Source organism: Streptomyces sp. NPDC020780 (assembly GCF_044334475.1).
Classification (GTDB): domain Bacteria; phylum Actinomycetota; class Actinomycetes; order Streptomycetales; family Streptomycetaceae; genus Streptomyces.
Window position 1 is genome coordinate 38,389 of sequence record NZ_JBIRTB010000024.1, and the last position, 25,926, is coordinate 64,314.

The following is a 25,926-nucleotide window of genomic DNA, read 5'->3' on the forward strand; positions in this document are numbered from 1 at the left end:
CGGACAGTTCCCTTACGCCGAACCGGAGGAGGAACAGGGCCCGCGTTCAGTCCGCCGGGCCCGGCAGCCACAGGTCGGGGCCGAAGACCTCGTAGCGGATGCGCTGTGCCGCGACCCCGGCGCCCAGCAGCTGGGTGCGGACGAAGCGCATGAACGGCAGCGGGCCGCACAGGAACACCGTTGCGTCCTGCGGCAGTTCGATGCCGTCGAGGTTCATCAGCCCCTCGCGCGCGTTGGGTTCCTCCGGGCCGGGGCGCTCGTACCAGAAGACGGCGCGGGCATCCGGGAGTTCCGCGACCAGCCGGTTCGTCTCGGTGCGCAGGCAATGGTCGGCGGGGGAGCGGTCGGCGTGCAGGACCAGCACGGGGCGCGCCGAGCCGAGGGCGCCGAGATGGGCCAGGATGCTGGTCATGGGCGTCCCGCCGATACCCGCGGAGACCAGGACGACCGGAGTGGCGGTGTCGGCGGGGTCGTCGAGGAAGACATCGCCGAAGGGTGCGGAGAGCGTCAGTTCGTCGCCCTCCTGAACGCGGTCGTGCAGCAGACCGGAGACCTCGCCGGCCGGTGCGCCGGCCGTCCCGGCGACCCGCTTCACGGTGATCCGCCGCAGGTCCCCGCCCGGGTCCGAGGACAGGCTGTACTGACGCAGCTGGTGCACCCCGTCGGCCATCAGGGCCCGGACGCTGACGTACTGGCCCGCCCGCGCCCGCGGTGCCGGCCGGCCGTCGGCCGGGCGGAGCAGGAAGGAGACCACGTCCGGTGTCTCGGTGCGCCGCTCGACCACCGTCCACTGCCGCCACACATCGCCGGGTTCCACGCCCGCGTCCTGGTACAGGCGGGCCTCGCGGCCGATGAGGGCGCCGGCCATCAGCCAGTACACCTCGTCCCAGGCGGCCGCGACCTCCGGGGTGACGGCGTCGCCGAGAACCTCGGCTATCGCGCCGAACAGGTACTTGTGCACGATCGTGTACTGGTCGTCCGTCACCCCGACCGCGGCGTGCTTGTGTGCGATGCGGTCCAGCAGCGTGTCCGGACGGGTGTCCGGGGCGTCGAGCAGCGCGGTCGCGAACCCGGCGATGGACCCGGCCAGCGCGCGGCGCTGGGCTCCGCTGGCCTGGTTGCCGCGGTTGAACATTCCGTCGAGCAGTTCCGGCCGGTCGCGGAACATCGCACCGTAGAAGCGCGTGGTGATCTCGTCGAGCGCACCGCCCACTGCGGGCAGGGTGGCACGGACCACGGCGGTGGATTCTGCGGACAGCATGAAGCCTCCCGGGCAGAGGATCGAAAGGGGAAGGGACGGCCGCCGCCGCATCGGGCGGCGTCCGCAGCACCTTCTGTGTAGCAGGCGCCGGACCGCCTTCCGCCCCCGTTGTGCGGCGCGGGGGGAAGTAGGGCCGGACGGCCCGTCACGTCGGGAACACCGGCCCCGCCCGGGCACCCGGGTGTGGGGCCGCACGGCACTGCGGCGACGGCCCCCCGGCCCTGTCCGCAGGGGCCCGCCGGGTACGCCACCGGCACGGTGATCCGCCGTCACCCCCAGGTGCGGGGTCAGTCGCACGTGAGCCGGGGGCCGCGGCCCACCGGCCGTCCCGCCGCCCGGTCCGCTGCCCGTCCCGCCTCCTCGCCGTGCCGCCGCAGGAACGGACGGGTCCCGCGCTCCGGCCTGTCCCGAAGTCCCGCCTGCCCGGCATCGCCTGGCACGCGCACGCGCCGCGTTGTCGGGCTCACCCCCATGTATCCGGGACCGCGGCTACCCTCCGCCGTGCGCTCGCACGCACCGGACGCCGCCGGGCCTGCCCTCCGGGCAGACGGCGTTCCTTCGGAACACGCCCTGGCGTCCCGCACGGCGGGCTGCCGGGGCCGACCCTCCCCGAGCCGGCGGGACCCGCTGCCCGCATCACCGGGCCGGGCGGGACACGGCCGCCTCCCGCCCGGTCGGGCCGTGTGCCCGGCTCAGTAGGGCCGACGGGCCCTGGCCCTTCGGCCCCCGCATCACGCAGGATTCAGCGCAGCCGGGACAGGCTAGGCTCGGTGGGCCGAAAAGGCCGGTGCGGAACCGGTGCGGGATCCACCCGGCGCGGAACACGAGGAGAGCATCACATGGCGGACGGCGAGCGGCCCGGCCCCGACAACCCGATCAGGGTCTTCCTGCTCGACGACCACGAGGTGGTACGGCGCGGGGTGCACGACCTGCTGGACGACGAGGCGGACATCACCGTCGTCGGCGAGGCCGCCAACGCCGAGCAGGCCCTGGTACGCGTACCCGCCCTGCGCCCGCACGTGGCGGTGCTCGACGTGCGGCTGCCCGACGGGGACGGCGTGACCGTGTGCCGCGAGCTGCGCTCACGACTGCCGGAGCTGGCATGCCTGATGCTCACCTCGTTCGACGAGGAGGAAGCCCTGCTCGACTCGATCATGGCGGGCGCGTCCGGTTACGTGCTGAAGCAGATCCAGGGCACCGACCTGGTGTCGGCCGTACGCACGGTGGCCGCCGGCCAGTCGCTGCTCGATCCCAGCGCCACCGCACGGCTGATGGCCCGGCTGCGCCAGGGCGGCGAGCCGGAGCCCGAACCCGACGTCCTGCCGGGCCTGACCGAGCGGGAGCGGCAGATCCTGGCCCTGATCGGTGAGGGACTGACCAACCGACAGATAGGGCAGCGGCTCTACCTCGCCGAGAAGACGGTGAAGAACCACATCTCGCGGCTCCTGGCCAAGCTCGGAGTCGAGCGGCGCATCCAGGCCGCTGTCATCGCGACCCGGGCTCAGGACCGGCTCAGTCAGCAAGGCAACTGAGGCCGCCCCGGCGGCCGGCGACCGTGGGAAGAACGTGGCGGCACCTCGACGGGTGCCGTGCCGGTCCGCGGGCGCCGCGGCGGGTCCGCCGTGGCTTCCGGTCAGGCGCCCGACCCGCGACCGGTGCGCCCCTTGCGCAGGAAGCTCCGCAGGCGCGTCTCCGGTTGATCACTGGGGAACGGCCGTCAGCCACCGGACCCCGTCCGGATCTTCGCGCGCAACTCCTCCACTGCGGCCCCACTGCCGGTGCGGACGCACTCGGAGATCCTCTCGGCGACAGACCTGCCGACCCCGGGATGTCGCGCAGCCCCTTCGTGTCGAGCGTGGAGACGTCGGCGTGTCAGCCGCCGGTGGCACGGGCGGCCTTCTCGTAGACGCGAGCCCTGTACGCGTCCCCGCCGGTGAGCGAGATCAGATCCGGATACTCCTGCAGCAGCGCAGCGACATCGTCGTCGGACCGGAGCATGGCTCGCGGGCCGGCGGATACGCCCCCGCCACGCCTCCTTCCGGGCTCCGGTCAGCCGGCCGGCTGGAGCAGGAGGTCGCGGATGTCGTGGGGGAGCTGTTCCAGCGCCGACTCCAGGTGTCCGGGCGAGACGTGGTCGCGCACGACGGCGGTGACCGCGGCGGCGATCTTGGGGACGTCGTCGGCGCCGACCTTCGCCTGCTGGACGAACCGGCCGACATAGCCCTCACGGTCGTACCGGACGGGTACGACACTGGGGTCCCAGCCGTCGTAGTAGACGCCCCGCAGCAGCTCCGGCAGCTGCGCCGCGAAGTGTGCGGCGACATCGACGGTGAGCCGGTCACGGAACGTGTGCAGCCAGGCGCGCAGTGCCCGGTGGGCGAGGTGGCGGTCCGGGGTGTCCAGCGCTTCCGCCACCGCTTTCAGCCAGATGTTCGCGCTGTGGATGGCGTGCTCGAAATCGATCGGGTGTGTCGTGGGCATGGGCCTTCCCTTCCGACGGTGCGGGTCTTCACGACGGTCGGCGTGTCCACGTGCTTCTCCACGTGCCGCGCCGCGTAGCGACTCCGTCCGCATATGCGTTGAGGCCGGGATGTGCGGGGCAGCAGCCCGGTGGTGTCCGCACGGGGCCGGCGGCGCCGCGGCGGCCTGCTCGTTCTCCTGCCCAGGGCTCCATGCTAGGGCGGGGGGTCCGGGTCGGCAGCCGCACCGCCGCGCGGCCCCGCCGGCCGCGGTCACGACAGGCTGCGCCGGCCTGCCGTGGCCTGCGGTACGGGGGCGGCGCCGCGGATCACGCGGCCCGCCGCCGGCCGGCGCCGGGCCGGGGCCGGCCCGCCGGCGCGGAGCGCCGCCGGTAGACGAGGTACGGCCGCACGAGGTAGCCGACCGGGGCGCTCCACACGTGCACCAGCCGCGTGAACGGCCAGGCCGCGAAGAGCAGGCAGGCGGTCAGGGCGTGGAGCTGGAACAGCAGTGGGGCCCCCGCGACGGCCTCGGGACGGGGCTGGAGCACGAACAGGCCGCGGAACCAGACGGAGACGGTCGCACGGTAGTCGTACCCGGGGCCGAAGACGTTGTGGGCGGCGGTGGCGGTGATGCCCAGCAGGACCGTGGCGGAGAGCAGGGGGAAGAGCAGCTTGTCGCTGCGGTCGGTGCCCAGGCGGATCCGGCGGTTGAGCAGCCGGCGGGCGCACAGCATGCCCAGCCCGGCGACCATGGCGACACCTGCCACCGAACCCGCCCAGACGGCCGTGGTGTGGTACGCGTGCTCGGTGACGCCTGCCGCCTCGGTCCACGAGGCGGGAACGGCGAGCCCCGCCACGTGCCCGGCGATCACCATGAATGCGCCCAGGTGGAACAGGGGGCTGCCCCACCGCAGCCAGCGGTGTTCGAGGAGCTGGGTCGTACGGGAGGTCCAGCCGAACTGGTCCTGCCGGTAGCGCCAGGCGTGCCCGACGACGAACACGGCGAGGCAGATGTAGGGGACGGCGACCCACAGGAGCAGATCGGCGCCGCCCACCGGAGCGGCGGCCGCGAGGGCGGGCAGGGCGTTCATCGGGGGCCTTCCGTACGGAGGGGCGGGGTGGGCGGTACACGGGTCGCCGGGGCGGGGACCGGTGGCACGAAGGTCTGCGGCGGGGCGAACTCCCCGTCCCCGTACGTTCCGTAGGGGTCGAGGCCCACGTCCTCGTTCGGCGGGCCTTCGGCGGCGAGCCGGGTCACCGCCTCCCGGTCCGCCTCGGTGGCCGGCGGCAGCAGGGTGAGCAGCGCGGCCAGGACGTGACGGTACGGCGATTCGGCGTCGGTCAGCGCCTGGTGGATCAGGTCGAGACCGCGCCGGTGCTGGCGCAGCGGCGCCTCGCCGCCGCCCGGACCCGCGAGGGCGGCGAACTCCAGCACCACCGGCAGGTGGTCGGGCAGTTCGCCGCCGCCGGTGTTCCAGCCCGACGCCCGGTAGCGCTGGTTCAGGGTGAGCAGGGCCATGCCCCGGCGGCGGGTGTCGCCGTGCAGGTAGTAGGTGAGGTAGAGGCTGGACCTGCGGCGCAGGTCGAACATCTCGACGTAGTGCCGCTCCAGCGCGTCCGGTTCCTGGCCGGCGAACCAGGAGGTGAAGGCGGCCAGGTGCCCGGCGGCGGGCGAGGGCGGCAGCTTGTCGGTGGCGGCCGCCAGGTCCGTCCGGGCGGCGGTGAGTTCGGTGTCCGGGTACTGCAAGGCCAGCGAGCAGAGCCGCAGCAGCAGGGCGCGTGCCCCGGCCTCCTCGGGTGTGAGGCGCGCCGGGCGGCGTACGGCCGCCCGGACACGGGTGCGGACGAGGGCGGGGATCGTGGCGGGCGGCGGTTTCACGAGCGGCCTCCGGAGGTACTGCGGCGTACGGTGGGCAGGCCGAGCATCACGCGCCGGCCGCCGGCCTCCGCGGGCTCGCCGGACGTCTCGACCGGGCAGCGGTCCTCCAGCGCGCTCAGCGCGGCGGCGTCCTCCTTGTGCGCGGCGGGGATGACGTAGCGGTCCTGGTACTTGGCGACGGCGAGGAGCCGATGGAGTTCCTCGGCGGTGCGGGCGGTCAGTCCGACCGCTTCGAGGACCGCCTCGTCACCGGCCTCGCCGAGGGTGCGTTGGCGCATGTACGAGCGCAGCGCGGTGAGTTTCATCAGGACCCCGGCGACGATGTCCGTGTCGCCGGCGGTGAACAGTTCGGCGAGGTATTCCAGGGGAATGCGCAGCCGGGTGACGGCGGCGAAGACGTGGTCGGGGTCGTCCTGGTCGCCGCCCGCCGCGTCGACGGCGTCGAGGACGGGGGAGAGCGGCGGCACGTACCAGACCATGGGCAGGGTGCGGTACTCGGGGTGGAGCGGCAGGGCCACCTTGTACTTCATGACCAGGTCGTACACCGGGGAGCGGCGGGCCGCCTCCAGCCAGTCCTCCGGTATCCCCGACTCCCGTGCCGCCGCTGTCACTTCGGGATCGTTGGGGTCGAGGAAGACGCCGCGCTGGGCGTCGAGGAGGTCCTTGTCGTCCGTGGTGGCGGCGGCCTCGCCGACGCGGTCGGCGTCGTACAGCAGCAGGCCCAGGTAGCGCAGCCGTCCCACGCAGGTCTCGGAGCAGACGGTCGGCTGTCCGGCCTCGATGCGCGGGAAGCAGAAGGTGCACTTCTCGGCCTTGCCGGTGGCGTGGTTGACGTACACCTTCTTGTACGGGCACGCGGTGACGCACATCCGCCAGCCCCGGCAGCGGTCCTGGTCGACGAGGACGATGCCGTCCTCGACCCGCTTGTACATCGCCCCCGACGGGCAGGCGGAGACACAGGCCGGGTTGAGGCAGTGCTCACACAGGCGGGGCAGGTGGAAGAGGAAGGTCTGCTCGAACTCGAACTTCACCCTCTCCGCCCACGCGCCCGTCAGGTTGGGGTCGGCGCCGGCGTTCTCGGGGGCGCCGCCGAGGCCGTCCTCCCAGTTGGCGCCCCAGGTGATGGCGGTGGGCCTGCCGCTGAGCACGGACCGGGGGCGGGCCACGGGCATGTCCGGCCCTGCGGGGGCGCCGACCAGGTTGTCGTAGTCGTACGTCACCGGTTCGTAGTAGTCCTCGATGCCCGGCAGATCAGGGTTGGAGAACAGCGACAGCAGCCGCTTCAGCCGGCCTCCGGAGCGCAGGACGAGACGCCCTCGCCTGTCGAGCATCCAGCCGCCCTTCCAGTGCTCCTGGTCCTCGTAGCGGCGGGGATAGCCGACACCGGGCTTCGTCTCGACGTTGTTGAACCAGGCGTACTCGACTCCCGTGCGGTTGGTCCACGTCTGCTTGCACGTGACCGAACAGGTATGACAGCCGATGCACTTGTCGAGGTTCATCACCATGGCCGTCTGCGCCATGACGCGTCCTACGGGGGCTCCCTCACGTGGCATGTCAGTACTCCACTCGCTGGCTGCGGCGGCGGATGACGGTGACCTCGTCCCGCTGGTTGCCGGTGGGCCCGTAGTAGTTGAAGGCGTAGGTGAACTGTGCGTATCCGCCCGCGAGATGGGTCGGTTTGAGCAGCAGCCGGGTGAGGGAGTTGTGGATGCCTCCGCGCCTGCCGCTGACCTCGGTCTTCGGCACGTTCACGTTGCGGTCCTGGGCGTGGTACATGTACACGGTGCCCTCGGGCATGCGGTGGGTGACCACCGCGCGGGCGGCGACGACGCCGTTGCGGTTGTACGCCTCGATCCACTCGTTGTCCTTCACGCCGATCTTCCCGGCGTCGGCGGTGGACATCCAGATCACCGGGCCGCCGCGGGACAGGTCGAGCATGTGCTTGTTGTCCTGGTAGTTCGAGTGGATGGACCACTTGGAGTGCGGGGTCAGGTAGCGGACGGTGACCTCGGCCCGGCCGTCGTCGTGCAGATGCTCGTCCCCGTAGTGCCGGGGCGTGTTCAACGGTGGCCGGTAGACGGGTAGTTGCTCCCCGAGTTCGGTCATCCAGTCGTGCTGTACGAAGAAGTGCTGCCGGCCCGTGAGCGTGTGCCAGGGCTTCTTGTGCTCGGTGTTGATGACGAAGGGCGAGTAGCGCCGTCCGCCCGTCTCGGAACCCGACCACTCGTAGGAGGTCATCACGGCCCGGGGCTGGGTGCGGGTATCGGCGAAGGTGATCCGCTCGGCCTCGCGTTCGGAGGCCAGTTCCACCAGGCCCTTGCTGCCGGTCTGCCGCTCGAGCTCACGGAACCCCTCGGTGGCGAGCCGGCCGTTGGTGGTGCCGGACAGGGCGAGGATCGCCTCGCACATGTCACTGGCGGTGGCCAGGGAGGGCCGCCCCGCGGCCACGCCGTCGCGGACGGTCCCGCAGCGCCGCCGCAGCTCGTCCAACTCCTGGTCCGGGTGGACGGTGACGCCCTTGGTGGTGGTGCCCAGCGTGTCGAGCAGCGGGCCGACAGCCCGCATCTTCTGGGCGGTCGCGCCGTAGTCCCGTTCGACGACGACGAGTTTCGGCATGGTCCGCCCGGGGACCGGTTCGCACTCCCCGCGCTTCCAGTCCCGTACCGTCCCGCCGGGCTGGGCCAGTTCGTCGGGGGTGTCGTGCAGCAGCGGCACGGCGATGACGTCGGTGCGGGTACCGAGGTGGTCGGCGGCCAGCTCGCTGAAACGGTCGGCGATGGTGAGGAAGGTGTCGTAGTCGGTGCGGGCCTGCCAGGGCGGGGCGATGGCCGGGGTGAAGGCGTGCACGAAGGGGTGCATGTCCGTGCTGGACAGGTCGTCCTTCTCGTACCAGGTGGCGGCCGGCAGGACCACGTCGGAGAGCAGGCCGGTGGAGGTCATCCGGAAGTCCATGGTGACCAGCAGGTCGAGCTTGCCCTCGGGCGCCTCCTCCCGCCACACCACGTCCTCGGGGCGCCCCTCGGGAGGGGTCTCCTCGGAGCGCACGGCCGCGTCCGTGCCGAGCAGATGACGCAGGAAGTACTCGTTGCCCTTGCCGGACGAGCCGAGCAGGTTGGCCCGCCACACGGTCAGCACACGGGGGAAGTTCGCCGGGTCGTCGGGGTCCTCGGCGGCGAACCGCAGCCGTCCCGAGGTGAGTTCGTCGACGATGTGCTCGGCGACCGGGCGGCCGGCGGCGGCCGCCTCGTCGGTGAGGTCGAGGGGGTTGCGGTTGAAACCGGGGTGGCCGGGCGTCCAGCCCAGCCGCACCGCCTGCGCCAGGCAGTCGGCGAACCCCTTGCCCCGGAACCGCCCGTCCCCGAGCGGGGAGGCCAGCTCGTCCGGCCCGAACGCCTCGTAGCGCCACTGGTCGGAGTTCAGGTACCAGTAGGAGGTACCGGCCATGTGCCGGGTGGGCCGCTGCCAGTCGAAGGCGAAGGCCAGATGCTGGAGCCCGGTGAGGGGGCGGACCTTCTCCTGGCCGACGTAGTGGGCCCAGCCGCCGCCGTTGACGCCCTGGCAGCCGGTCATGGTCACCAGCGCCAGGAACGCCCGGTAGATGGTGTCCGAGTGGAACCAGTGGTTGGTGCCGGCGCCCAGCGCGATCATCGAACGGCCCTTGGTCCGCTCGGCGTTGCGGGCGAACTCCCGGGCTATCCGGGCCGCCTGCGCGGCCGGCACGGAGGTGATCGTCTCCTGCCAGGCCGGGGTGCAGGGCTCCGACGCGTCCTCGTACGACGACGGCCAGCTGCCCGGGAGACCCGGCCGGCGCACCCCGTACTGCGCCAGCATCAGGTCGAACACCGTGGTGACCAGGCGTCCGCCGACGCGCCGGACGGGCACCCCGCGCACCATCACGGAGCCGCCCTCCGTGCCGCCCTCGTCGAAGCGCGGCAGGGCCACGGCCACCGTGTCCTGCGCCGTGCCGAGCAGGCTCAGCTCGGGCACGGTGTCACCCAGGTCGAGGTTCCAGCGCCCCGCCCCGGTGTCGCCCCAGCGGAAGCCGAGCGAGCCGTTCGGCACGACCGGTTCGCCGGTCGCCGCGTCCAGGAGGACGGTCTTGGACTCCGCGTTCTCCGTGTCGCGCCCCAGGTCGGCGGCGGTCAGGAAGCCGTCCGGGACCAGGCCGCCCGCGTCGTGCTCGCGCAGAGCCACCAGGAACGGCGCGTCGGTGAACGTACGCAGGTAGTCCCGGAAGTAAGGCACTTCGCGGTCGACGAGGAACTCACGCAGGATCACGTGGCCCATGGCCATCGCCAGCGCCCCGTCCGTCCCCGGGTGCGGGGAGAGCCACTCGTCGGCGTGCTTGACGTTGTCGGCGTAGTCGGGGCTGACGGCGACGACCTTGGTGCCGTTGTAACGGGTCTCGGTCATGAAGTGGGCGTCGGGCGTACGGGTGACGGGGATGTTGGAACCCCACATGATCAGGTAACCGGCGTTCCACCAGTCCGCGGACTCCGGCACGTCCGTCTGGTCGCCGAAGACCTGCGGGGAGGCGATCGGCAGATCGGCGTACCAGTCGTAGAACGACAGCAGGGTGCCGCCGATCAGCGACATGAAGCGGGCACCGGACGCGAAGGACGCCATCGACATCGCGGGGATGGGGGAGAAGCCGGCGACGCGGTCGGGACCGTAGGACCTGATGGTGTGCACCTGCGCGGCGGCGACCAGCTCGCTGACCTCGTCCCATCCGGCGCGCACCAGTCCGCCCTTGCCGCGCGCCCGCTTGTACGCCCGCGCCTTCGCCGGGTCGCCGGTGATCTCGGCCCAGGCCGCCACCGGGTCGCCCAGCCGCTTGCGGGCCTCGCGCCACAGCTTCAGCAGAGTGCCGCGCACGTACGGGTAGCGGACCCGGCCGGGGGAGTAGGTGTACCAGGAGAAGGACGCCCCGCGCGGGCAGCCCCGCGGCTCGTACTCCGGGCAGTCCGCGCCGATCGACGGGTAGTCGGTCGCCTGGTGCTCCCAGGTGATGATGCCGTCCTTGACGTACACCATCCAGGAGCAGGAACCCGTGCAGTTGACCCCGTGCGTGGAGCGCACCACCTTGTCGTGCGACCAGCGGTCCCGGTAGAAGCCCTCCCACCGGGCGTCACCGGTCCCGAAGACGGCGCGTCCGTCGGACGACACCTCGCTGCGCGTGAGCAGCCGGCGGGCCGACAGCGGCCAGCCCTCACCGGCGTGCGGCTCCCGCGGTCGTGCGTTCTGATCGTTCTCCATGACAGGAACGCTAGGGGGCACGGGCCCGGCGCACCCGGGGCCGGCGGTCCCCGCCGGGCGGCCTTCCGGCCCCGACCGGCCGGGCGTGCCAGGGACCAACGGTCCCGGTGGTAGGGCCCGTCCGGCCGGTGGGCCGGCGAGAAGGACGCCGCATGCTGGGCGTCGACCGGACCGCGGACGTCCGACCCGCCCGGACGGCCGCCCGCGTCGCCCGCCGGGTGGCCGTCCCCCGTCCCCGGCGCCCCGGACGCGGCCCGTGCGGCGCGTGCGATCCGCGGTCCGGTCGTGCGTCGGGCCGTCTCTCACGGGTCCTGACGAACGGTGAGGCGACGACCCACAACGTCGAAGGAAGAGGCAGCACCATGCGCACCCGAAACCTGCTGGACGCCGCCACCGTGGAGTCGCTGCTGGCGGCAGCCGTGGCGGCACCGTCGATCCACAACACCCAGCCCTGGTGCTTCCGCCTGGACCCCGCCGGCCAGGTGCTGGAGGTCCGTTCGGTGCCGGAGCGGACCCTGCCGGTGACCGACCCGACGCACCGGGCCCAGTACCTGTCCGTGGGCGCGGCGGTCTGCAACCTCCGGCTCGCCGCCCTCCACCTGGGCCTGCGGCCGGAGGTGGGACTGCTCCCGGATCCAGGGGACCCCGGCCTGCTCGCCGCCGTACGGCTGACCCGCGCGCGCCGTACGGACGAACTGCTGTCGGAAACCGGCCTGTTCGAGGCCATCGCCCGGCGTCACACGAGCCGGATGCCGTTCACCGGCCGCCCGGTGCCGGAGCCGATCGTGACCGAGATGACGGGCGCTGCCCGGACCGAGGGCGCCCGCCTGGACGTCCCCGACATCCCGGGGACCCGGCGCCTGCTGCGCCTGACCCAGGCGGCGGAGGCGCGCAACGCCCTCCACCCGGCGCGGACGGCCGAGACACGCGCCTGGGTCACCGCTCCGGGAGCGCCTGCCCCCTACGGCATCCCACTGACGGCCCTCGGCCCGCAGGACGCGTCCGGGCGGATGCCGGTACGGGACTTCACCGGGACGCTGCCCGTCCCGCGGCTGCCCGCCCTGCGTTTCGAACGCCACACCCAGGTGGCCCTGCTGTGGACCTCGTACGACCGGCGGGAGGACTGGCTGAGGGCGGGTCAGGCGATGGAACGGGTGCTGCTCACGGCGACCCGGCGCGGGGTGCGCACCTCGATGCTGTACCAGGCGATGGAGTGGCCGGACCTGCGGGAGGCGATGGCCGGGTCGAGACCGCGCTGCTGCCCGCAGGTGCTGATCCGCTTCGGGTACGGCCCGGACGGCGGCCGTACACCCCGGGCGGCCGCGCGGCCCGGCCCCGGTGGCGTCTCGGGACCGTAGCGGGAGACGCACGTACGGGGCCGGTGCGGGCCCGTACCGGCCCGGTGACCGCGCTCCGCCGGCGTGGGGGCACCGGCGGCATGGAGGACACCGGGCGGCCGGCGCGGATCAGCGGACGCCCGGCGAGGACGGACGGCGGAAGCCTAGGAGGGCCGTCGACAGCAGTGCCTCACAACCCGGCGCGGGCACCCCGGAGTTCACGTCCGGTGACCATCTCGGCCTCGATCCGTACGAACATCGTCCCCGGCAGCGGCATCCAGGACGGGGGGCCGGTCCGTGAGAGCCGCTCGTGTGCGGTGGCGTCCGTCACCACGGTGGCCCGTCCGGTGACGACCACGCTCCATCCGGACCGGGTAGCCGCGTCGAACTCGTCCGCCTCGAAGGCGACCACGGCACCGTCGATGGCACGTACGAGGTCGGAGTCCGGTGCAGTGCGCAGCAGGACCGAAGCGTCCTCGCCCAGGGAGAAGTTGATGGGAAGGACCGCGGGCAGCGCCTGCCAGGTATAGACCACGCGGCCGACCGGCACTCCGACGAGCAGGCGGAGACACTCCTGCCGGTCGAGCGCGCGAAAGGCTTCGTTCTGGAACATCGGTCCATCGTCTCCCTGGCCGCCGGGCCGGGCTAGGGCCGACCGGCCCTACCTCGTACGACGCCGAAGGAGGGCTGTCCCGCACTTCCCGGCGGGTGGCCGACGACCGCTACGGCACCTCGCCACGTTGTCGGAACGTCCCCCCGGCATCCCGTATGCGGACACTCCTCCGCCGTGCGACGCACCGCATCCGATACCGCGCGCCGATCCACCGGGACGTGCGGGACAGTCCTTGGGGCGGCCGGTTCCAACTGCCGCCGCGCGGGCGTACGGCCGGGGCGTGACCCGGCCTCAGGGGAGGGACGGCCGGGCCCGGAGCCGGGGACCGTCCGCCCGGCGGTAGGGACCCATGGCCCATGCCCGCGGTGCTGCCCCGGCACGGACAGTGGTGACGCGGAGACGCCGTTCCGCAGGCAAGAGCCTGCCCGGTCCCGCGCCATCCCGGCGCCGCACCGCCGCCGAAAGGAAAGGGACGGACACCATGGTCCAGCCGTTGCAGTCGAAGAGCGACAGCTCCCCGCCGGGCACCCCGGTGCCCGGCCGGGCGTGGCTGATGCTCACCCTGGCCACGGTCGGTTTCGCCGTGAACTTCTGGGCGTGGGCGCTGCTCAGCCCGCTCGGCCCCCGGTTCAAGGACAGCCTCGACCTGTCGTCGTTCGAGCAGTCGCTGCTGGTGGCGGTGCCGGTCGTGGTCGGTTCGCTGGGCCGTGTGCCGGTGGGAGCGCTGACCGACCGGTTCGGCGGGCGGGTCATGTTCCCGATCGTGTCGGCGGTCACCATCGTGCCGGTGCTCTCCCTCGGCCTGGCCGGGCACTCCTCCCTCGCCGCACTGCTGGCCGGCGGATTCTTCCTCGGCGTCGGCGGTACCGCGTTCGCCGTGGGCGTTCCCCTCGTCAACGCGTGGTTCCCGCCGGCACGGCGCGGCTTCGCCATCGGTGTCTTCGGCGCCGGCATGGGCGGCACCGCCGTCAGTGCCCTCACCACGGTGAGGCTCGTCGACGCGCATGCAATGGCCACCCCGTTCCTGATCACCGCGGTGGTGCTGGGCGTGTACGCCGTGGCCGCCGCGCTGCTGCTGCGCGACGCACCCGGCCGCACCGTACCGGCCGAGCCGCTGGCCCGGCGCCTGGCCGCCACCGTCCGGCTGCCCGTCACCTGGCAGGCATCCGCGCTGTACGCGGTCGCGTTCGGTGGCTATGTGGCCTTCTCCGTCTACCTGCCCACCTACCTCAGGACCGGCTACGGCCTCACCCAGGCCGACGCCGCCAACCGCATGGCCGGGTTCGTGCTCCTCGCGGTGGCGATGCGCCCGGTGGGCGGCTGGCTGTCCGACCGGCTGGGCCCGGTCCGGGTCCTGGCCGGCTCGCTGGGCACGGTCGTGGCCGGCGCGGTCGTGCAGTCGTTCACCCCGGCCCTGGCACCGGTGGGCACCCTGGCGTTCCTGGCCCTGGCCGCCGCGCTCGGCGCGGGCAGCGGGGCGGCCTTCGCCCTGGTGGCCCTGCTGACCCCGGCCGACAAGGTCGGCTCGGTCACCGGCGTGGTCGGCGCCGCGGGCGGCCTGGGCGGCTTCCTGCCGCCCCTGGTGATGGGCTCGCTGTACGGCGCGTACGGAACGTACGCGGCGGGCCTCGCCCTGCTCGCGATCGTGGCGGCTGCCGCGCTCGCCTACACCCTCACCGGAGTCCGCGCAGCCGCCGGGGGCGGCGGGCGCGAGCCGCGTACCGGCCGCCGGTCCGGCCGCCGCACCGCGGGCAGCACCGTGTGAGGGCGGGGCGACGGGAACGACGGGCGGAGTAGGAAAAAGGAAGGAGAAGCCCCATGTGCGAGTACTGCGGCTGCCAGGCCCTCGCAGCGGTCGAGGAACTGACCCGGGAGCACGACGAGGTGGTCCGCCTCGTCGGACACCTGCGGGTCGCCCGTCAGGAGGGCGGGGGCGGCGTGACGCGGATGGCGGAGGTCGCCCGCGAGATCGCCGCGATCCTCGGCCCTCACACCCAGGTCGAGGAGCACGGGCTGTTCCCCGCCCTGGCCGGGGACTTCCCCCGGCAGATCGCCGCCCTGGAGGCCGAGCACCGCCGCGTCGAGGCGGTGCTCGCCGAGGCCGCCGACGGGGTGACACCCCCGGACCCGGCGTGGCCCGACCGGCTGCTGGAGGCGATGGCGCTGCTGCGCGAGCACATCCTCAAGGAGCAGGACGGCGTCTTCCCGGCCGCGCTCGCCCACCTCGGTACCGAGGAGTGGGAAGCGGTCGAGGCGGCCCGCGCCAGGGCGGGCAGTCCCCTGCCCCGGCCGGCCGCCTGAGCCGCCCGCGCCGCCCCCGCTCCGGGGCTGTCCCCCTTACGCGTCGGCCGGTGCCCCGGAGCGTACGGGGGGGCAGGGCGTCGGCGCGGTACCGCAGCCGGCCCCGCGGTCACCTGTCCGCGGGGGCGGGGAGGGGGACCATCCACTCCACGACGGTCCCGGCGGTCTCGTTCGGCCCGACGGTGAGGCTGCCGCCCAGATCGGCGGCGCGCCGGAGGAGGTTGTCCAGGCCGCTGCGGCGGGTGACCGCCGGGTCGACGCCCCGTCCGTTGTCGGACACCCGCAGGCGCAGCCGGGTGCCGTCCGTCTCGGCGGTGACCTCCACGGCGGAGGCGTGCGCGTGCCGGGCCGCGTTCGAGAGTGTCTCGCGCAGCACCGCCAGCAGATGATCGGCGTGGCCGGCGGGGACGTCCGTGTCCAGCAGACCGGTCATGCGCAGGGCCGGGCCGAAGCCCAGTGTCTCGGCGGCCTTGTCGGTCTCGGACAGCAGTTGGGCGCGCAGTCCGGACCGCCCCTCGGCGCGGTCGCGCTCGCGGAGCGCGTAGATCGTCGTCCGCACCGTCTTGATGGTGTCGTCGAGGTCGTCGACCACGCGCTGGACACGTTCGGCGACCTCCGGCCGGTCGCCCAGCCGGCCCAGCACGGAGTTGAGCGTCAGCCCGGAGGCGAACAGCCGCTGGATGGCCAGGTCGTGCAGGTCGCGGGCGATGCGGTCGCGGTCGGTCAGGACCAGGAGGTGCTCGGCCTCACGGCGGTGCTCGGCGATCTCCAGGGCGAGGGCGGCCTGATCGGCGAATCCGCTGATCATCGTGACGGTGGATTCCGAGAAGTCGTCGCCGCCCGGAAGGTTGCCGACCTGCAGGACCCCGCGGACGTGCTCGCGGCTGCCGAGCGGGAGGAGGAACCCCGCTCCCAGTTCTACCTGGGCCGCGGATCCGCCCCCGTTCTGCGGCTCCTGGGACAGCGCGTTGCTGGTGATCCGCTCGTTGGAGTGGTAGACCTTCGCCGCCAGCGTCGTGGCCGGCAGCACCAGCCCGCGCACCCGCTCCGCCGCCTCCCCGTCGGCGGCCTCGATCACCAGCTCGTCGCCGCCGTCGAGCGGCACCGCCATCGTCACCAGATCCGCCCCGGACAACTCCCTCACGGTGGAGGCGACCTGGTGCAGCACCCGGTCCGGATCGGCGCCCGACAACAGGCTCCGGGCCAGGTCGCTGCTGGCCGCCAGCCACTGCTCCCGGCGGCGGGTGTCCTCGTACAGCCGGGCGTTGTCGATGGCCACACCGGCCGCGGCCGCCAGGGTGCGCAGCACCGCCTCGTCCTCGTCGTCGAACTGCGCCCCGCCGCGCTTGTCGGTCAGGTAGAGGTTCCCGAAGACCCGGTCGCGTACCCGCACGGGAGCGCCGAGGAAGGTGGTCATCGGGGGATGCCCGGCGGGGAGGCCCACCGACTCGCTGTGCGTGCCGAGGTCGGCCAGTCTCAGCGGCTCCGGCTCCCTGATCAGCAGTCCCAGGATGCCCTGGCCCTCGGGGTAGTGGCCGATCGCCTTGACGGTCTCCTCGTCCATGCCGACCGTGATGAACTGTTTGATCCGGCCTTCCTCGCCCACCACGCCCAGCGCCCCGTACTCGGCGTCCACCAGGGCCACGGCGGACTCGGTGATGCGTCGCAGCACCACGTCCAGATCGAGGTCGGAGCCGATGGACAGTACGGCATCCAGCAGCGTGTGCACGCGGTCCCGGGTCGCACGTACCTGTGCCACCTGCGCCTGGAGACCGTCCAGCAGCTCGTCCAGCCGCAACTGGGGTGCCGCCGGGCCGCCTTTCCGCCCTCCGGCCGGACTCTCCGCCATTTCCGCTCCCTCCGAAAAGGTGCCGTCGGCACCTTCCCAGCATGCACGAACGGCCCCGTCCACACGCGAACACATGTGTGGTGCGCGACCGTCACGGCAGCCCAGATCCTATTACCCTCCCGCCGTCCGCGGCCGGGCCGTACCCGTCTGCGAGGAGAGCACGAGCGCCGCCGACCCAGGCCGTGTTGCGAAAGTCCCGTCTGCCTGGCGGCGCCTGGCACGCACACTCGCCGCGTTGTCGGGATCATCCCGATACGCCCAGTATCGGGACGACCCTCCGCCTTGCGATTGCACGCACCGGACGTCGCCGGGCCTGCCCTCCGGGCAGACGACGCCACTTTCGCAACACGGCCTGGGAACGCCTCCGCCGGCATGTGGGCCCGTACGACGCGATCCGGCCGCTGCCGATGGGGTGGGGCACGCGGCACGAGACCGGCCGGCAGGGTACGGGTCGCCCCGTCGGTGACCACCCGGGTGAGCTGTCCGTGTGTCAGCCGGGGCCGACGGGGCTGACAGGACGTACGGACGGACAGCAGCCGGAGCCGCCGGACGTGCGCGGCCTCGCCCGGTGGGTACGGCACCCGCCGGCGCGTCGGCAGCCGCGTCAGGCTCTCGTTCGTGTCATGACGTGGGCGTGTCTGCGCCCGTTCCGCGCGTGATGCGAAGACGATCTCCTCGCACCCGCGCGACGCGCGGGGAGTCGTTCCCCCGTGTAAAGGAGAGCAGCATGGCCACCGGCACCGTGAAGTGGTTCAACCCGGAAAAGGGCTTCGGATTCATCGAGCAGGACGGCGGCGGCCCCGACGTGTTCGTGCACTATTCGGCCATCGCCAGTACCGGATTCCGCGAGCTCTTCGAGGGGCAGAAGGTCCAGTTCGACGTCACGCAGGGGCCCAAGGGGCCCCAGGCCGAGAACGTCACACCCGGCTGACGCCCGCCGTCGCCCGTACCCAGCCTCTTCCGGCGGCGGGCCTGGCGCGCCCACCGCCGGCCGGGGTTCCGGGTCGGGTACGCGGCCGGCCCACCGCCCGGCCGAAGGCGCCCGGTCCTCCGCGGTGACCGCGGGTCCGTTCCGGCCGCAGGCCGCCCGGTTCCCGTACCAGCCGCCGCGTCGTCCGGTGCGACGGTGAGGTCGGACCGCGCCGGCACATCACTCGAGTCACCCGACGGCATGCAGGCTCTCGATCACCGCGAGGGCCATGCGGGGGACGACGGCCGTCCCGCGTGCGCGCCGTGCACACCGGCGAGGAAGAAGAGCAGGCCGTACACCGTGGGTACGACCGGGCCCGCGACGAAGAGCGGCACACTCTCGACAATGCCGACGACGAGAGCGGCCGACGGCATCCCGGCCACACCACCCGCCAGGAAGCCCCGGGCGAGATCCCCGTAGTGGGCGGCCACCACGGTGCAAAAGCCCTGCATGGCGCGCCGGCTGACCCCGTGACGAGGCTCCCGCGATCGGCCACCGCTCCCCGCGCCCGGGGTTACGCTGCGCCGTCCGCTCCCGGGCCGGGACGAGCGAAGGCGGCGGCCAGCAGGTCGCGGAGCCCGTGCGGATCGGCGACCACGGCGTCCGGCCGGACCCTGACCACGTAGGGGCGCTCGTACGTGCCCCGGGCCTCCATCAGCACGCACGCGCCGACGCCGGCCCGGCGCCCGCACAGGACGTCGCGGTCGACTCTGTCACCGACGTACCAGGTCCGGGCGGCCGGGACGTCCAGGGCCCGGGCCGCGATGTGGATCATCTCGGGGTTCGGCTTACGGACCCCCGCCTCGTCGCTGTAGACCTGCAGGGCCAGCCGCTTGTCCAGGCCGGTCCTCCGTAGGTGGTCGCGGTGTACGGAGCCGCTCAGCGCGTTGGAGACGACGGCCACCGGCAGCCCGTGCCGCTCGGCGGTGTCCAGGAGCTCGTCGATGCCGACCCGCGTCTCCCGGTCCTGGCGCAATTCGCCCTGGCGGTGGCACAGGTCCTGGGCGTGCGCGGCGACGAAGGCGCGGGCGGCCGGGGGCCAGTCGGCGGCGACGAACTCCGTCCAGTAGCGGTGGGCGGTCATCTCGGCCGGCGCGGCCGGCCGCGACATGGCGTCCTTCCAGTGCGAGTCGGCGACCGCCGCGGCCTCGAGGTCGCTGACGAGGTCCTCCGGCGTGAGTTCGTGACAGCCCGCGGCCGCCAGGGCGTGATGCAGTTCGGCTGCCAGCTCCTCGGGCCAGGACGGGCGGCCGGTGGTGGCGACGACGACTCCACCGAAGTCGAGCAGCAGTGCTGCGGGGCGGATCAGCTGGTCCACGGTGTGGTGTTCTCCTTGCTGGGCCGGGCGGCGGGAGGCATCGGGAGTCCGGCCCGGGCCCCGTCGGACAGGTGCGGGTCGGTGAGGTCCACGGAGCGGTGGACGGTGTCGCCGGGGGCGGCGGTCACCGCCCGGAAGGAGACGAGGTACAGCTCGGTGTCCGGCACGGACGACGACACCGCGGTGCTGGAGCCGGTCGGCAGCACGGCAGTGGCGGTGGCGTCGAACTCCAGGACGCCGTCCGGTGCCGCGCCGGGGGAGCGGGGTGGACGGTCGGCCCGATCGGTTCCGGGCGGAAACCGACCGTGGGCAACGCGCGCCGCGGACCGCTTCGTTCGGCGAGCGACCACACGGGCGTGTGCGGGCCCGAGGGACAGGCCGTCGTCGGTCCCGACGTCGGGCCGGCAGGGGCCAGGGACCCGCCCGCCGTTCAGGGTGCGGTCAGTGTCATCTCGAAGGAGTAGCGGGAGGCGCGGTAGAGATGGGAACCGAACTCCACCGGACACCCCGCGTCGCCGTGGACCGTGCGCTCCATGGTGAGCACGGTGCCGCCGCGTCCCTCGCCCAGCAGGCGGGCCTCCGGCGCCGTGGCCCGGCGCGCCCCGATGGTCTGACGGGCCGTGCGCAGCGAGACACCTGCCCGCTTGAACAGCTCGTAGAGACCGTGCCGCGTGAGATCGTCCTCGGTCAGCGTCAGCAGATTCGCCGGCACGTGGTTCTCCATGACGGCGATGGGCTCGTCATCCGCGTAACGCAGCCTGCGCAGCGCCGTGGTGGGCGTCCCCGGTTCGAGCTCCAGGGCGACCGCGACGGCGCCCGTAGCCGGCCTGATCTCCAGGGACAGCACCTCGGTGCGGGGCCGGCGATCATCCCGCTTGAGATCCTCGAAGAGGCTGGTCAGCTCCAGCTGCCTGCGCACCCTGTTGGTGACGACCTGGGTGCCCACGCCGCGCTTGCGCGCGAGGAGCCCCTTGTCGACGAGGTGCTGCATGGCCTGCCGCATCGTCGGCCGGGAGAGCCCGAACTTGCCCGCCAGGGCGATCTCGTTCTCCAGCCGGGTGCCGGGGGCCACCGTGCCCGACTCGATCAACTGCTGGAGCTGCTGAGCCACCTGGAAGTACAGCGGAACCGGGCTGCTGCGGTCGACGCGTATCAGCTCGGTGATCGATTCCATGGTGACTCCTCGAAGCGTAGAACCGGGTGTTCAGTATGCGGCACCATTCGACTCAAGCTCCGAACGTATATATGTCAGAACAAAAGCTACACGTAACACTGCCTGTCCGCCGTGCCTGTCCGCCGTCGGCGGCTGCGTCCCCGTGCTCCCCCACGACCCGGCCGCCACGAGCTGCCCGAGGACCGGCGCGACCTGGCCGGATTCGGGTCCGCACCGATTCTCATCCTGGCCGCCGCCACCGGATCCGAGGTCGCGACGGCCGCCCCGGAATCTCTGCCCGTGCAGGGGACGCCCTGCTGGTCAACCACGACCGGATCGCCGCCCTCGCAGGCGGCGAAGGCGTCACCACTCCGGATCTCCAGGCAGCGGCGCCGTATAGCCTGAGGAAATGCTGACAGAAGTCACCGCGACCCGCTATGTCACGCCCCTACGTGAAGGCGGCTCGCTCCCCGGGATCGTCGAGGCCGACGACCTGGGCACGTACGTCATGAAGTTGTCTACGTGGTGGCGCTGACCTGCATGGATGCGGTTGAACGTCCCCTTGACGTGCGAGGATGAGTCTGTCGGCGTCTTTCGGGATCGTGCTGCGTTACGTAACCGATTCTCCCCACGCGCTCCCCAGGACCGTCGATACTCCCCAGATTCTCCCCAGGAAGTGCCGTTGCGGCGCACTGCGGTGCACGAGAGCTCTTCTCCGCTGCCGCCCAACTCGTCACCACCGCCCGCCAACGGCACCTGAGCTTCGCACCCACTGGCCCTGACCGGCGTGATCACCGACGCCCTGGCACGACTCGAAGCCCCCCGAACCCTGGCTGACAGGCGCGTTCCTACCGTACGAGCAGAGAGCCACCCCGACCGGAGCCGTGGAAGCCGGCGTACACCCGACGCGACAGCCGGGCCGTCAACCTGCCAACCAGGAGCCGCGGAAAGGGAAAAGGTCTGCCGACTCCGCCGACAGACCCTCACGAAAGAACGAGGCTGGTCAGTTGATCACTGTGTTGCTACGACCTCTGGAATTCGCCCATCTGGACCTCTTCCGCTGGCTACACCGCTACCGCTACAACACCGTCCGACGCCACCCCCGCCTCGGCCACCGCAGCCTGATCGCCTACGGGCAAGCGCTCCGAACAACATGAACTACGCTGGCCAAAGCCGCATAACCCGTGTTCAGTAATAGGGGCGAGGCCCCGGTGCTTTTACGTCGTCATGCTCGGGCGGCCGGCTCATTCGGACCGAGCAGGAATCCGCCGTCGGCGATGAACTCGACTCCCGTGGAGAAGGCGGCGTCCTCGGAGGCTACGAACAGGACATAACCCGCGATCTCCTCGGTCGTGGCCTGGCGGGGGATCGGGAAGTTGTCGACCGGTACGAGTTCCTCGCCGGTCTGGGAGTAGGCCAGCGGGGTGTTGATGATCCCGGGGTGGACCGAGTTCACCCGGATGTGATCCCGGCTCAATTCCTTGGCTGCGGTCCGCATGAGGCCCCGTATGCCCCACTTGCTGGCACCGTAGGCGGCCAGCCCGGGCGCGGGGGCCAGCCCAGCGATCGATGAGATGTTGACAATCGATCCGGACCCCGCACGGCGCATCGACGGTACAACTGCGCGGATTCCGAGGTAGGCGCCGGTGAGGTTGGTGTCGATGACCTTGCGGAACGCGGCGGGTTCGATCGACTCCACGGTGCCTTCGTGCAGGTAGGCCGCGTTGTTGACCAGAACGTCGACCGGCCCGAGCTGGTCCTCGGTGACCTGCACGGCATTCGTCCACGCGTCCTCGCTCGTGACGTCGAGGTTGACGAAGATCGCTTTGCCGGACAGTTCGGCCGCGAGCCGGCTGCCCTCTCCCTCGTGACGGGCGGCGACGACCACGTTGGCACCCTCACCGGCGAAGGCGTGCACGAGGGCGCCGCCGACGGCACCCACGGCGCCGGTGACGAGGACAGTCTTGTTGGCGAAACGGTTCATGACACTTCTCCTGTGAGTTCCTGATGACTTGCTGATGGATTGTGTGCAATTGCCGTGCGGGGTTACGGCAAGAGGGCGGGCGGTGAGTCCCTGATGACGATGTAGTCGTCGGCATCGGTTGAGTAGGCGAGGTCCTTGGCGCTCTCCAAGGCGCCCAGACGGTCGCGGAGCGCGGCGACACCCAGGTCGTGAGCGTCGGAACCGAGCGTGAGGCGCTTGGGGGCGACGGTCTGGTCAGCGGAGGCGATGATCGCCTTGGCGATCTTGACGGGGTCACCGGGAGCCGGCAGGGCCGGGCCTTGGCCCGAAAGGGCCGCGCGCAGGGACCCTGACGGACCGTCCGCATAAACGTCGAGCGCCGTTCCCAGGACTGCGCTGGCGCCGCCGAACTCCGTGCGGGCCACCCCGGGCTCGACCAGGGTGACGCTGATGCCGAAGGGGGCAATCTCGGCCGCTGCGGACTCCCAGAAGCCCTCGATTCCCCATTTCGTGGCGTGGTAGTAGCTCATCGCGGGGAATGCGATCTGGCCGCCGATACTCGCGATCTGGATGATTCGGCCACCGCCCTGTGCGCGCAGGTGCGGGATCACCGCACGCCCGAGTTGGATGGAGCCTGTCAGGTTGGTCGCGATCTGGCGGTCGATCTGATCGTCGGAGGCTTCCTCGGCTGCGCCGAGCAGGCCGTAGCCGGCGTTGGACACGACCACGTCCACGGTGCCGAGTTCGACGAAGGCACGGTCGACGACTGTGCGGATCGCTGCGGTGTCGGTGACATCCAGCGCCGCCGTCCACAGCCGGTCGCCGTGAACAGCTTTGAGATCGTCGAGGGTCTGGGCACGCCGGGCCGTCGCGGCGACCCTGTCACCGCGTTCGAGGAGCAATTCGGTGAGCCGGCGGCCGAAGCCGGAGGAGGTACCGGTGATGAACCAAGTCTTCATGTCAATCTCTCCCGATGAGCTGATATCGAGCTGGTTATGTAGGAATTGGTGCAGGGTGAATCAGATTTTGGCCGGATCGAGCTTCGACTCGAAACAAGGCTCGGGGGTGTGAAAGGGCGGCACCTGCCATTGACCATGTACGAGTTCGTTGGCCGGTGAGTTCGTGGCGGCGCGTCACATAAGGCGGACCCCAAATCGTTGTCCGCGGGATCAGGGCCTCCAGGTCGTTCCGCCGGATTGTTCGACTCGTGGTGACGCCTTGCCCCCGTCGGCATGGTCGCCCGGCCGTGTCTCCTCAGATGTGCCCGGCGGGCGAGGGTGGGGCAGGCAAGGAGGGGAGAAGCTCGCGGGCGAAGGCATCGGGAGATTCCTCGGGCACGAAGTGGCCACTGCCCGGAATCACTGCACCGGTCAGCCGCCGCGCAACCGTGTTCAGACTGTCGGCGAGCCGGGTGTCTGTGCTGTGCTCGCCGCCGATGGCGAGTACGGGCATGGGGAGGGTTCCTCCGGTTTCGTGCCAGGTCCGGCGCGCAGTGCCTCGTAGCCGCGGTGGGAGGAGGCGACGGTGGCGATCTCTTGCGGCGGGAAGGTCCCGGGTACTGCGGACAACGGATCGAACCACCGGGTGAGGAAGTCGTTTCCCGGTCTTCGAGGAGCATCTCGGGCAGTTGTTCGGTCATGAAGAGGCCGAAGTGGAACAGACCGCCGGAGGCCACGTCCATGGCCTGCTCCGGGCAGGGCGAGCTCGGCGAGGACAAGGCGTTCGACCTCCTCGGGGTGGCGGCGGGCGTAGGCGAAGGCGACCACGCCACCGATGTCGTGCCCGACGATGCGTACGCCGCCGTGGATGCCGAGCTGTGCGAGGAGTTCACGCATGTCCTCCGCCTGTGTGTCTTTGCGGTATCCGCTCGGGGGACGGTCGGAGGCACCGGTGCCGCGCAGGTCGGGCGCGATGACGTGGTAACCGTGCGCGGCGAGGGTCGGCATGACGTGTCGTCAGGCCCGCCATGTCTGGGGCCAGCCGTTGCAGAAGAAGTACGGGTTCGCCGGACCCGCCGACCACGGCGTGCAGCCGGGTGCTGTTGGCCGGGACGGTGATGCTTTCGAATCTGTCGGGGAGAGACGTTTCGTCGCTCATGGGACCACCTGGGATCGGGTCGGAGGGAAAGATCGGGACTTTCTGGTCGCGGGCGCCGGTGAAGTCGGCGGCGAGCCCGGCCGGTACCTGGTCGGTGAACGTGAAGCGGGTTTCGGTGCGTTCGGTGCGGGGCGGTGATGGCCGGCATGGTCGGGTGGCCGGCGTTCTCGAAGCCGGGTGGGCGAGGGGAGGACCCTGCTCTGGGAAGGAAGGCTCTGACGGGTACGGCCGATGCCGTGCGGGATACCGACCCTCGTGGGGATCCGTGCGCCGGTCCGCGCCGCGGGAGGCCACCCCTGTGCGAGGCATGCTGCCCGGTCTGGGAGCACGAGGAGGTTCAGGTCTCCCGTGCGAGGGCCTCGCGGACCGCGGGTACGACTTCGGCGGCGAACGCGCGTATCTGCTGGGTGTGGTCTCGTTCGGGCCAGATGACGAAGCCGTTCATGTTGACGGTGCGCACGAGTGTGACGAGGTGCTCGGTCCACTGGGCGGCGGGCCCCTGGAACGGGCCGGCCGACTCCGGCTGGATGACACCGGCGATGTTGTAGACCCGGCGGATCGTGTCCGGATCGCGGCCTGCCGTCAGAGCCGCGTCGTCGATGCGGCGGACAGCCGTGGGCAGAGCGTCGAGTCCGAGGTAGGCATGCGAGGGAAGCCAGCCGTCCGCCTTCGCACCGGTCAGGGCCAGCATGCGGGGGCCGTACGAGCCCAGCCACAGCCCCAGACCGGGGGCCGGCGCCGGGCCGGGGTGGACGCCGGCCAGCGAGTAGTGCGCGCCGTGCGTCCGCACACTGCGCTCGCCACTCCACATCGCCCGGATGACGGTGATCGCCTCTTCGAGTGCGTCGACAGCCTCCTTCGGCGTGCGCCGGGAGCCGCCCATGGCCTCGATGGCTTCCCAGAAGGCGCCGGCCCCCAGACCGAGCTGCAGCCGGGAGCCGCTCAGTCTGTCCAGCGTCGCCGCAGCCTTGGCCAGCACCGCCGGCGGACGCAGCGGCAGGGAGCTGACCGTCGGGACGAGCGTGACATGTCGCGTCCGCGCGGCCAGGAAGGTGAGCAGTGTCCAGGTGTCGTCGAACGCCGCTTGGTAGGGGTGGTCCTGGATGGTGAGAAGGTCGAGGCCGAGACTGTCGATGAGTAGTGCCTGCTCACTGGAGCGGCCGACGGGTAGGGCGTTCGGCTCTACGTTCGCGCCGAACAGGACGGGCAGGGGCATGAAGGTCTCCTGGGCAACCGGCGCTGGACGCCGGCCGGCGGTGGTCGCAGGTGGGGAAGGGAACGGACCCGCTGTCGTCCCGCAGGCAGCGCCTTCAGGGGCAGGCGGCAGCCGGGACGACACGGCTCGGGTCCGTGAGCGGTTCAGCGCGGCGGGCCGAGGATGACGCCGCCGTACAGTTCGGATGCTTCCGCCAGGAGGGACTTCGGGATCTCGAAGCCGTCGGGGCGCGGGGTGGTGAGGTCGCGTCC

25 protein-coding genes are annotated in these 25,926 nt (G+C 72.0%); 7 read left to right on the plus strand and 18 right to left on the minus strand.

The genetic code is table 11. The features are described 5' to 3' along the window. Nucleotides 1-46 precede the first annotated feature (46 nt). The gene (locus ACH4VO_RS30845) at nt 47-1,261 is read right to left on the minus strand and encodes a globin domain-containing protein (protein WP_360997518.1); all 1,215 of its coding nucleotides are present in this window, start codon (nt 1,259-1,261) and stop codon (nt 47-49) included. 839 nt (nt 1,262-2,100) lie between these two features. On the opposite strand from ACH4VO_RS30845, the gene ACH4VO_RS30850 reads away from it, so the two are divergent. Next, the gene (locus ACH4VO_RS30850) at nt 2,101-2,793 is read left to right on the plus strand and encodes a response regulator transcription factor (RefSeq protein WP_360997516.1); all 693 of its coding nucleotides are present in this window, start codon (nt 2,101-2,103) and stop codon (nt 2,791-2,793) included. Nucleotides 2,794-3,133: 340 nt separating this feature from the next. Here ACH4VO_RS30850 and ACH4VO_RS30855 read toward each other — a convergent pair whose 3' ends face one another. From ACH4VO_RS30855 to ACH4VO_RS30880, 6 genes are all read right to left on the minus strand, one after another. Further along, a complete protein-coding gene (locus tag ACH4VO_RS30855; RefSeq protein WP_360997514.1) occupies nt 3,134-3,259 on the minus strand; it encodes a helix-hairpin-helix domain-containing protein in 126 nt (41 codons plus the stop codon). 51 nt (nt 3,260-3,310) lie between these two features. After that, on the minus strand, nt 3,311-3,742 hold the full coding sequence (locus tag ACH4VO_RS30860) for a DUF2267 domain-containing protein (protein WP_360997512.1): 432 nt from the start codon (nt 3,740-3,742) through the stop codon (nt 3,311-3,313). Nucleotides 3,743-4,049: 307 nt separating this feature from the next. Continuing rightward, the gene (narI, locus tag ACH4VO_RS30865; protein WP_360997510.1) at nt 4,050-4,814 is read right to left on the minus strand and encodes a respiratory nitrate reductase subunit gamma; all 765 of its coding nucleotides are present in this window, start codon (nt 4,812-4,814) and stop codon (nt 4,050-4,052) included. Further along, complete coding sequence (narJ, locus tag ACH4VO_RS30870; protein ID WP_360997508.1) at nt 4,811-5,602, minus strand: nitrate reductase molybdenum cofactor assembly chaperone; 792 nt, start codon at nt 5,600-5,602, stop codon at nt 4,811-4,813. Before narJ ends, narI begins: the two co-directional genes overlap by 4 nt. After that, nucleotides 5,599-7,155 (minus strand): nitrate reductase subunit beta, encoded by a 1,557-nt coding sequence (gene narH / locus ACH4VO_RS30875; protein ID WP_360997506.1) that lies wholly within the window; start codon nt 7,153-7,155, stop codon nt 5,599-5,601. Before narH ends, narJ begins: the two co-directional genes overlap by 4 nt. 1 nt (nt 7,156) lies before the next feature. Beyond that, complete coding sequence (locus ACH4VO_RS30880) at nt 7,157-10,858, minus strand: nitrate reductase subunit alpha (protein ID WP_360997504.1); 3,702 nt, start codon at nt 10,856-10,858, stop codon at nt 7,157-7,159. 362 nt (nt 10,859-11,220) lie between these two features. Between ACH4VO_RS30880 and ACH4VO_RS30885 the strand changes: the two genes are divergently transcribed. Continuing rightward, a complete protein-coding gene (locus ACH4VO_RS30885) occupies nt 11,221-12,216 on the plus strand; it encodes an Acg family FMN-binding oxidoreductase (protein ID WP_360997502.1) in 996 nt (331 codons plus the stop codon). A gap of 169 nt (nt 12,217-12,385) precedes the next feature. Here ACH4VO_RS30885 and ACH4VO_RS30890 read toward each other — a convergent pair whose 3' ends face one another. Further along, complete coding sequence (locus tag ACH4VO_RS30890) at nt 12,386-12,808, minus strand: pyridoxamine 5'-phosphate oxidase family protein (RefSeq protein WP_360997500.1); 423 nt, start codon at nt 12,806-12,808, stop codon at nt 12,386-12,388. Between the two features lie 481 nt (nt 12,809-13,289). On the opposite strand from ACH4VO_RS30890, the gene ACH4VO_RS30895 reads away from it, so the two are divergent. Next, nucleotides 13,290-14,573, plus strand: coding sequence for an MFS transporter (locus ACH4VO_RS30895; protein WP_398441775.1), 1,284 nt, complete (start codon nt 13,290-13,292; stop codon nt 14,571-14,573). 53 nt (nt 14,574-14,626) lie between these two features. After that, the gene (locus ACH4VO_RS30900; protein ID WP_360997499.1) at nt 14,627-15,109 is read left to right on the plus strand and encodes a hemerythrin domain-containing protein; all 483 of its coding nucleotides are present in this window, start codon (nt 14,627-14,629) and stop codon (nt 15,107-15,109) included. 109 nt (nt 15,110-15,218) lie between these two features. Here ACH4VO_RS30900 and ACH4VO_RS30905 read toward each other — a convergent pair whose 3' ends face one another. Further along, nucleotides 15,219-16,958: a GAF domain-containing protein gene (locus ACH4VO_RS30905; RefSeq protein ID WP_360997497.1), complete on the minus strand. Its 1,740-nt coding sequence runs from the start codon at nt 16,956-16,958 to the stop codon at nt 15,219-15,221. Between the two features lie 727 nt (nt 16,959-17,685). Here ACH4VO_RS30905 and ACH4VO_RS30910 point away from each other — a divergent pair. Then, nucleotides 17,686-17,889 (plus strand): cold-shock protein, encoded by a 204-nt coding sequence (locus ACH4VO_RS30910; RefSeq protein ID WP_069174216.1) that lies wholly within the window; start codon nt 17,686-17,688, stop codon nt 17,887-17,889. Nucleotides 17,890-18,143: 254 nt separating this feature from the next. Here ACH4VO_RS30910 and ACH4VO_RS30915 read toward each other — a convergent pair whose 3' ends face one another. The 4 genes from ACH4VO_RS30915 to ACH4VO_RS30930 all read right to left on the minus strand — a co-directional run bounded on the left by ACH4VO_RS30915 (nt 18,144) and on the right by ACH4VO_RS30930 (nt 20,420). Further along, nucleotides 18,144-18,380, minus strand: a complete 237-nt coding sequence (locus tag ACH4VO_RS30915; protein WP_398441778.1) for a hypothetical protein — start codon at nt 18,378-18,380, stop codon at nt 18,144-18,146. Nucleotides 18,381-18,442: 62 nt separating this feature from the next. After that, nucleotides 18,443-19,246, minus strand: coding sequence for an HAD family hydrolase (locus ACH4VO_RS30920; RefSeq protein ID WP_360997494.1), 804 nt, complete (start codon nt 19,244-19,246; stop codon nt 18,443-18,445). After that, the gene (locus ACH4VO_RS30925) at nt 19,234-19,452 is read right to left on the minus strand and encodes a hypothetical protein (protein WP_360997492.1); all 219 of its coding nucleotides are present in this window, start codon (nt 19,450-19,452) and stop codon (nt 19,234-19,236) included. Before ACH4VO_RS30925 ends, ACH4VO_RS30920 begins: the two co-directional genes overlap by 13 nt. 224 nt (nt 19,453-19,676) lie before the next feature. Next, nucleotides 19,677-20,420: a GntR family transcriptional regulator gene (locus ACH4VO_RS30930; RefSeq protein ID WP_360997490.1), complete on the minus strand. Its 744-nt coding sequence runs from the start codon at nt 20,418-20,420 to the stop codon at nt 19,677-19,679. Nucleotides 20,421-20,808: 388 nt separating this feature from the next. Here ACH4VO_RS30930 and ACH4VO_RS30935 point away from each other — a divergent pair, with 388 nt between their 5' ends. Both ACH4VO_RS30935 and ACH4VO_RS30940 read left to right on the plus strand, forming a co-directional pair. Next, nucleotides 20,809-20,934 (plus strand): hypothetical protein, encoded by a 126-nt coding sequence (locus tag ACH4VO_RS30935; RefSeq protein WP_255325241.1) that lies wholly within the window; start codon nt 20,809-20,811, stop codon nt 20,932-20,934. A 472-nt stretch (nt 20,935-21,406) separates the two neighbouring features. After that, entirely contained in the window at nt 21,407-21,556 is a 150-nt protein-coding gene (locus tag ACH4VO_RS30940) for a hypothetical protein (RefSeq protein ID WP_360997489.1), read from the plus strand. A gap of 68 nt (nt 21,557-21,624) precedes the next feature. Here the strand turns inward: ACH4VO_RS30940 and ACH4VO_RS30945 are convergent, their stop codons facing one another. The 5 genes from ACH4VO_RS30945 to ACH4VO_RS30965 form a co-directional block, all read right to left on the minus strand. Next, nucleotides 21,625-22,383 (minus strand): SDR family NAD(P)-dependent oxidoreductase, encoded by a 759-nt coding sequence (locus tag ACH4VO_RS30945; RefSeq protein WP_360997487.1) that lies wholly within the window; start codon nt 22,381-22,383, stop codon nt 21,625-21,627. 62 nt (nt 22,384-22,445) lie between these two features. Next, entirely contained in the window at nt 22,446-23,321 is an 876-nt protein-coding gene (locus tag ACH4VO_RS30950) for an SDR family oxidoreductase (RefSeq protein ID WP_360997485.1), read from the minus strand. A gap of 295 nt (nt 23,322-23,616) precedes the next feature. Then, nucleotides 23,617-23,814, minus strand: a complete 198-nt coding sequence (locus ACH4VO_RS30955; protein ID WP_360997585.1) for an alpha/beta hydrolase — start codon at nt 23,812-23,814, stop codon at nt 23,617-23,619. Continuing rightward, on the minus strand, nt 23,754-24,308 hold the full coding sequence (locus ACH4VO_RS30960; protein ID WP_360997483.1) for an alpha/beta fold hydrolase: 555 nt from the start codon (nt 24,306-24,308) through the stop codon (nt 23,754-23,756). Before ACH4VO_RS30960 ends, ACH4VO_RS30955 begins: the two co-directional genes overlap by 61 nt. Before the next feature lie 488 nt (nt 24,309-24,796). After that, complete coding sequence (locus ACH4VO_RS30965) at nt 24,797-25,675, minus strand: LLM class flavin-dependent oxidoreductase (protein WP_360997481.1); 879 nt, start codon at nt 25,673-25,675, stop codon at nt 24,797-24,799. Between the last annotated feature and the right edge of the window lie 251 nt (nt 25,676-25,926).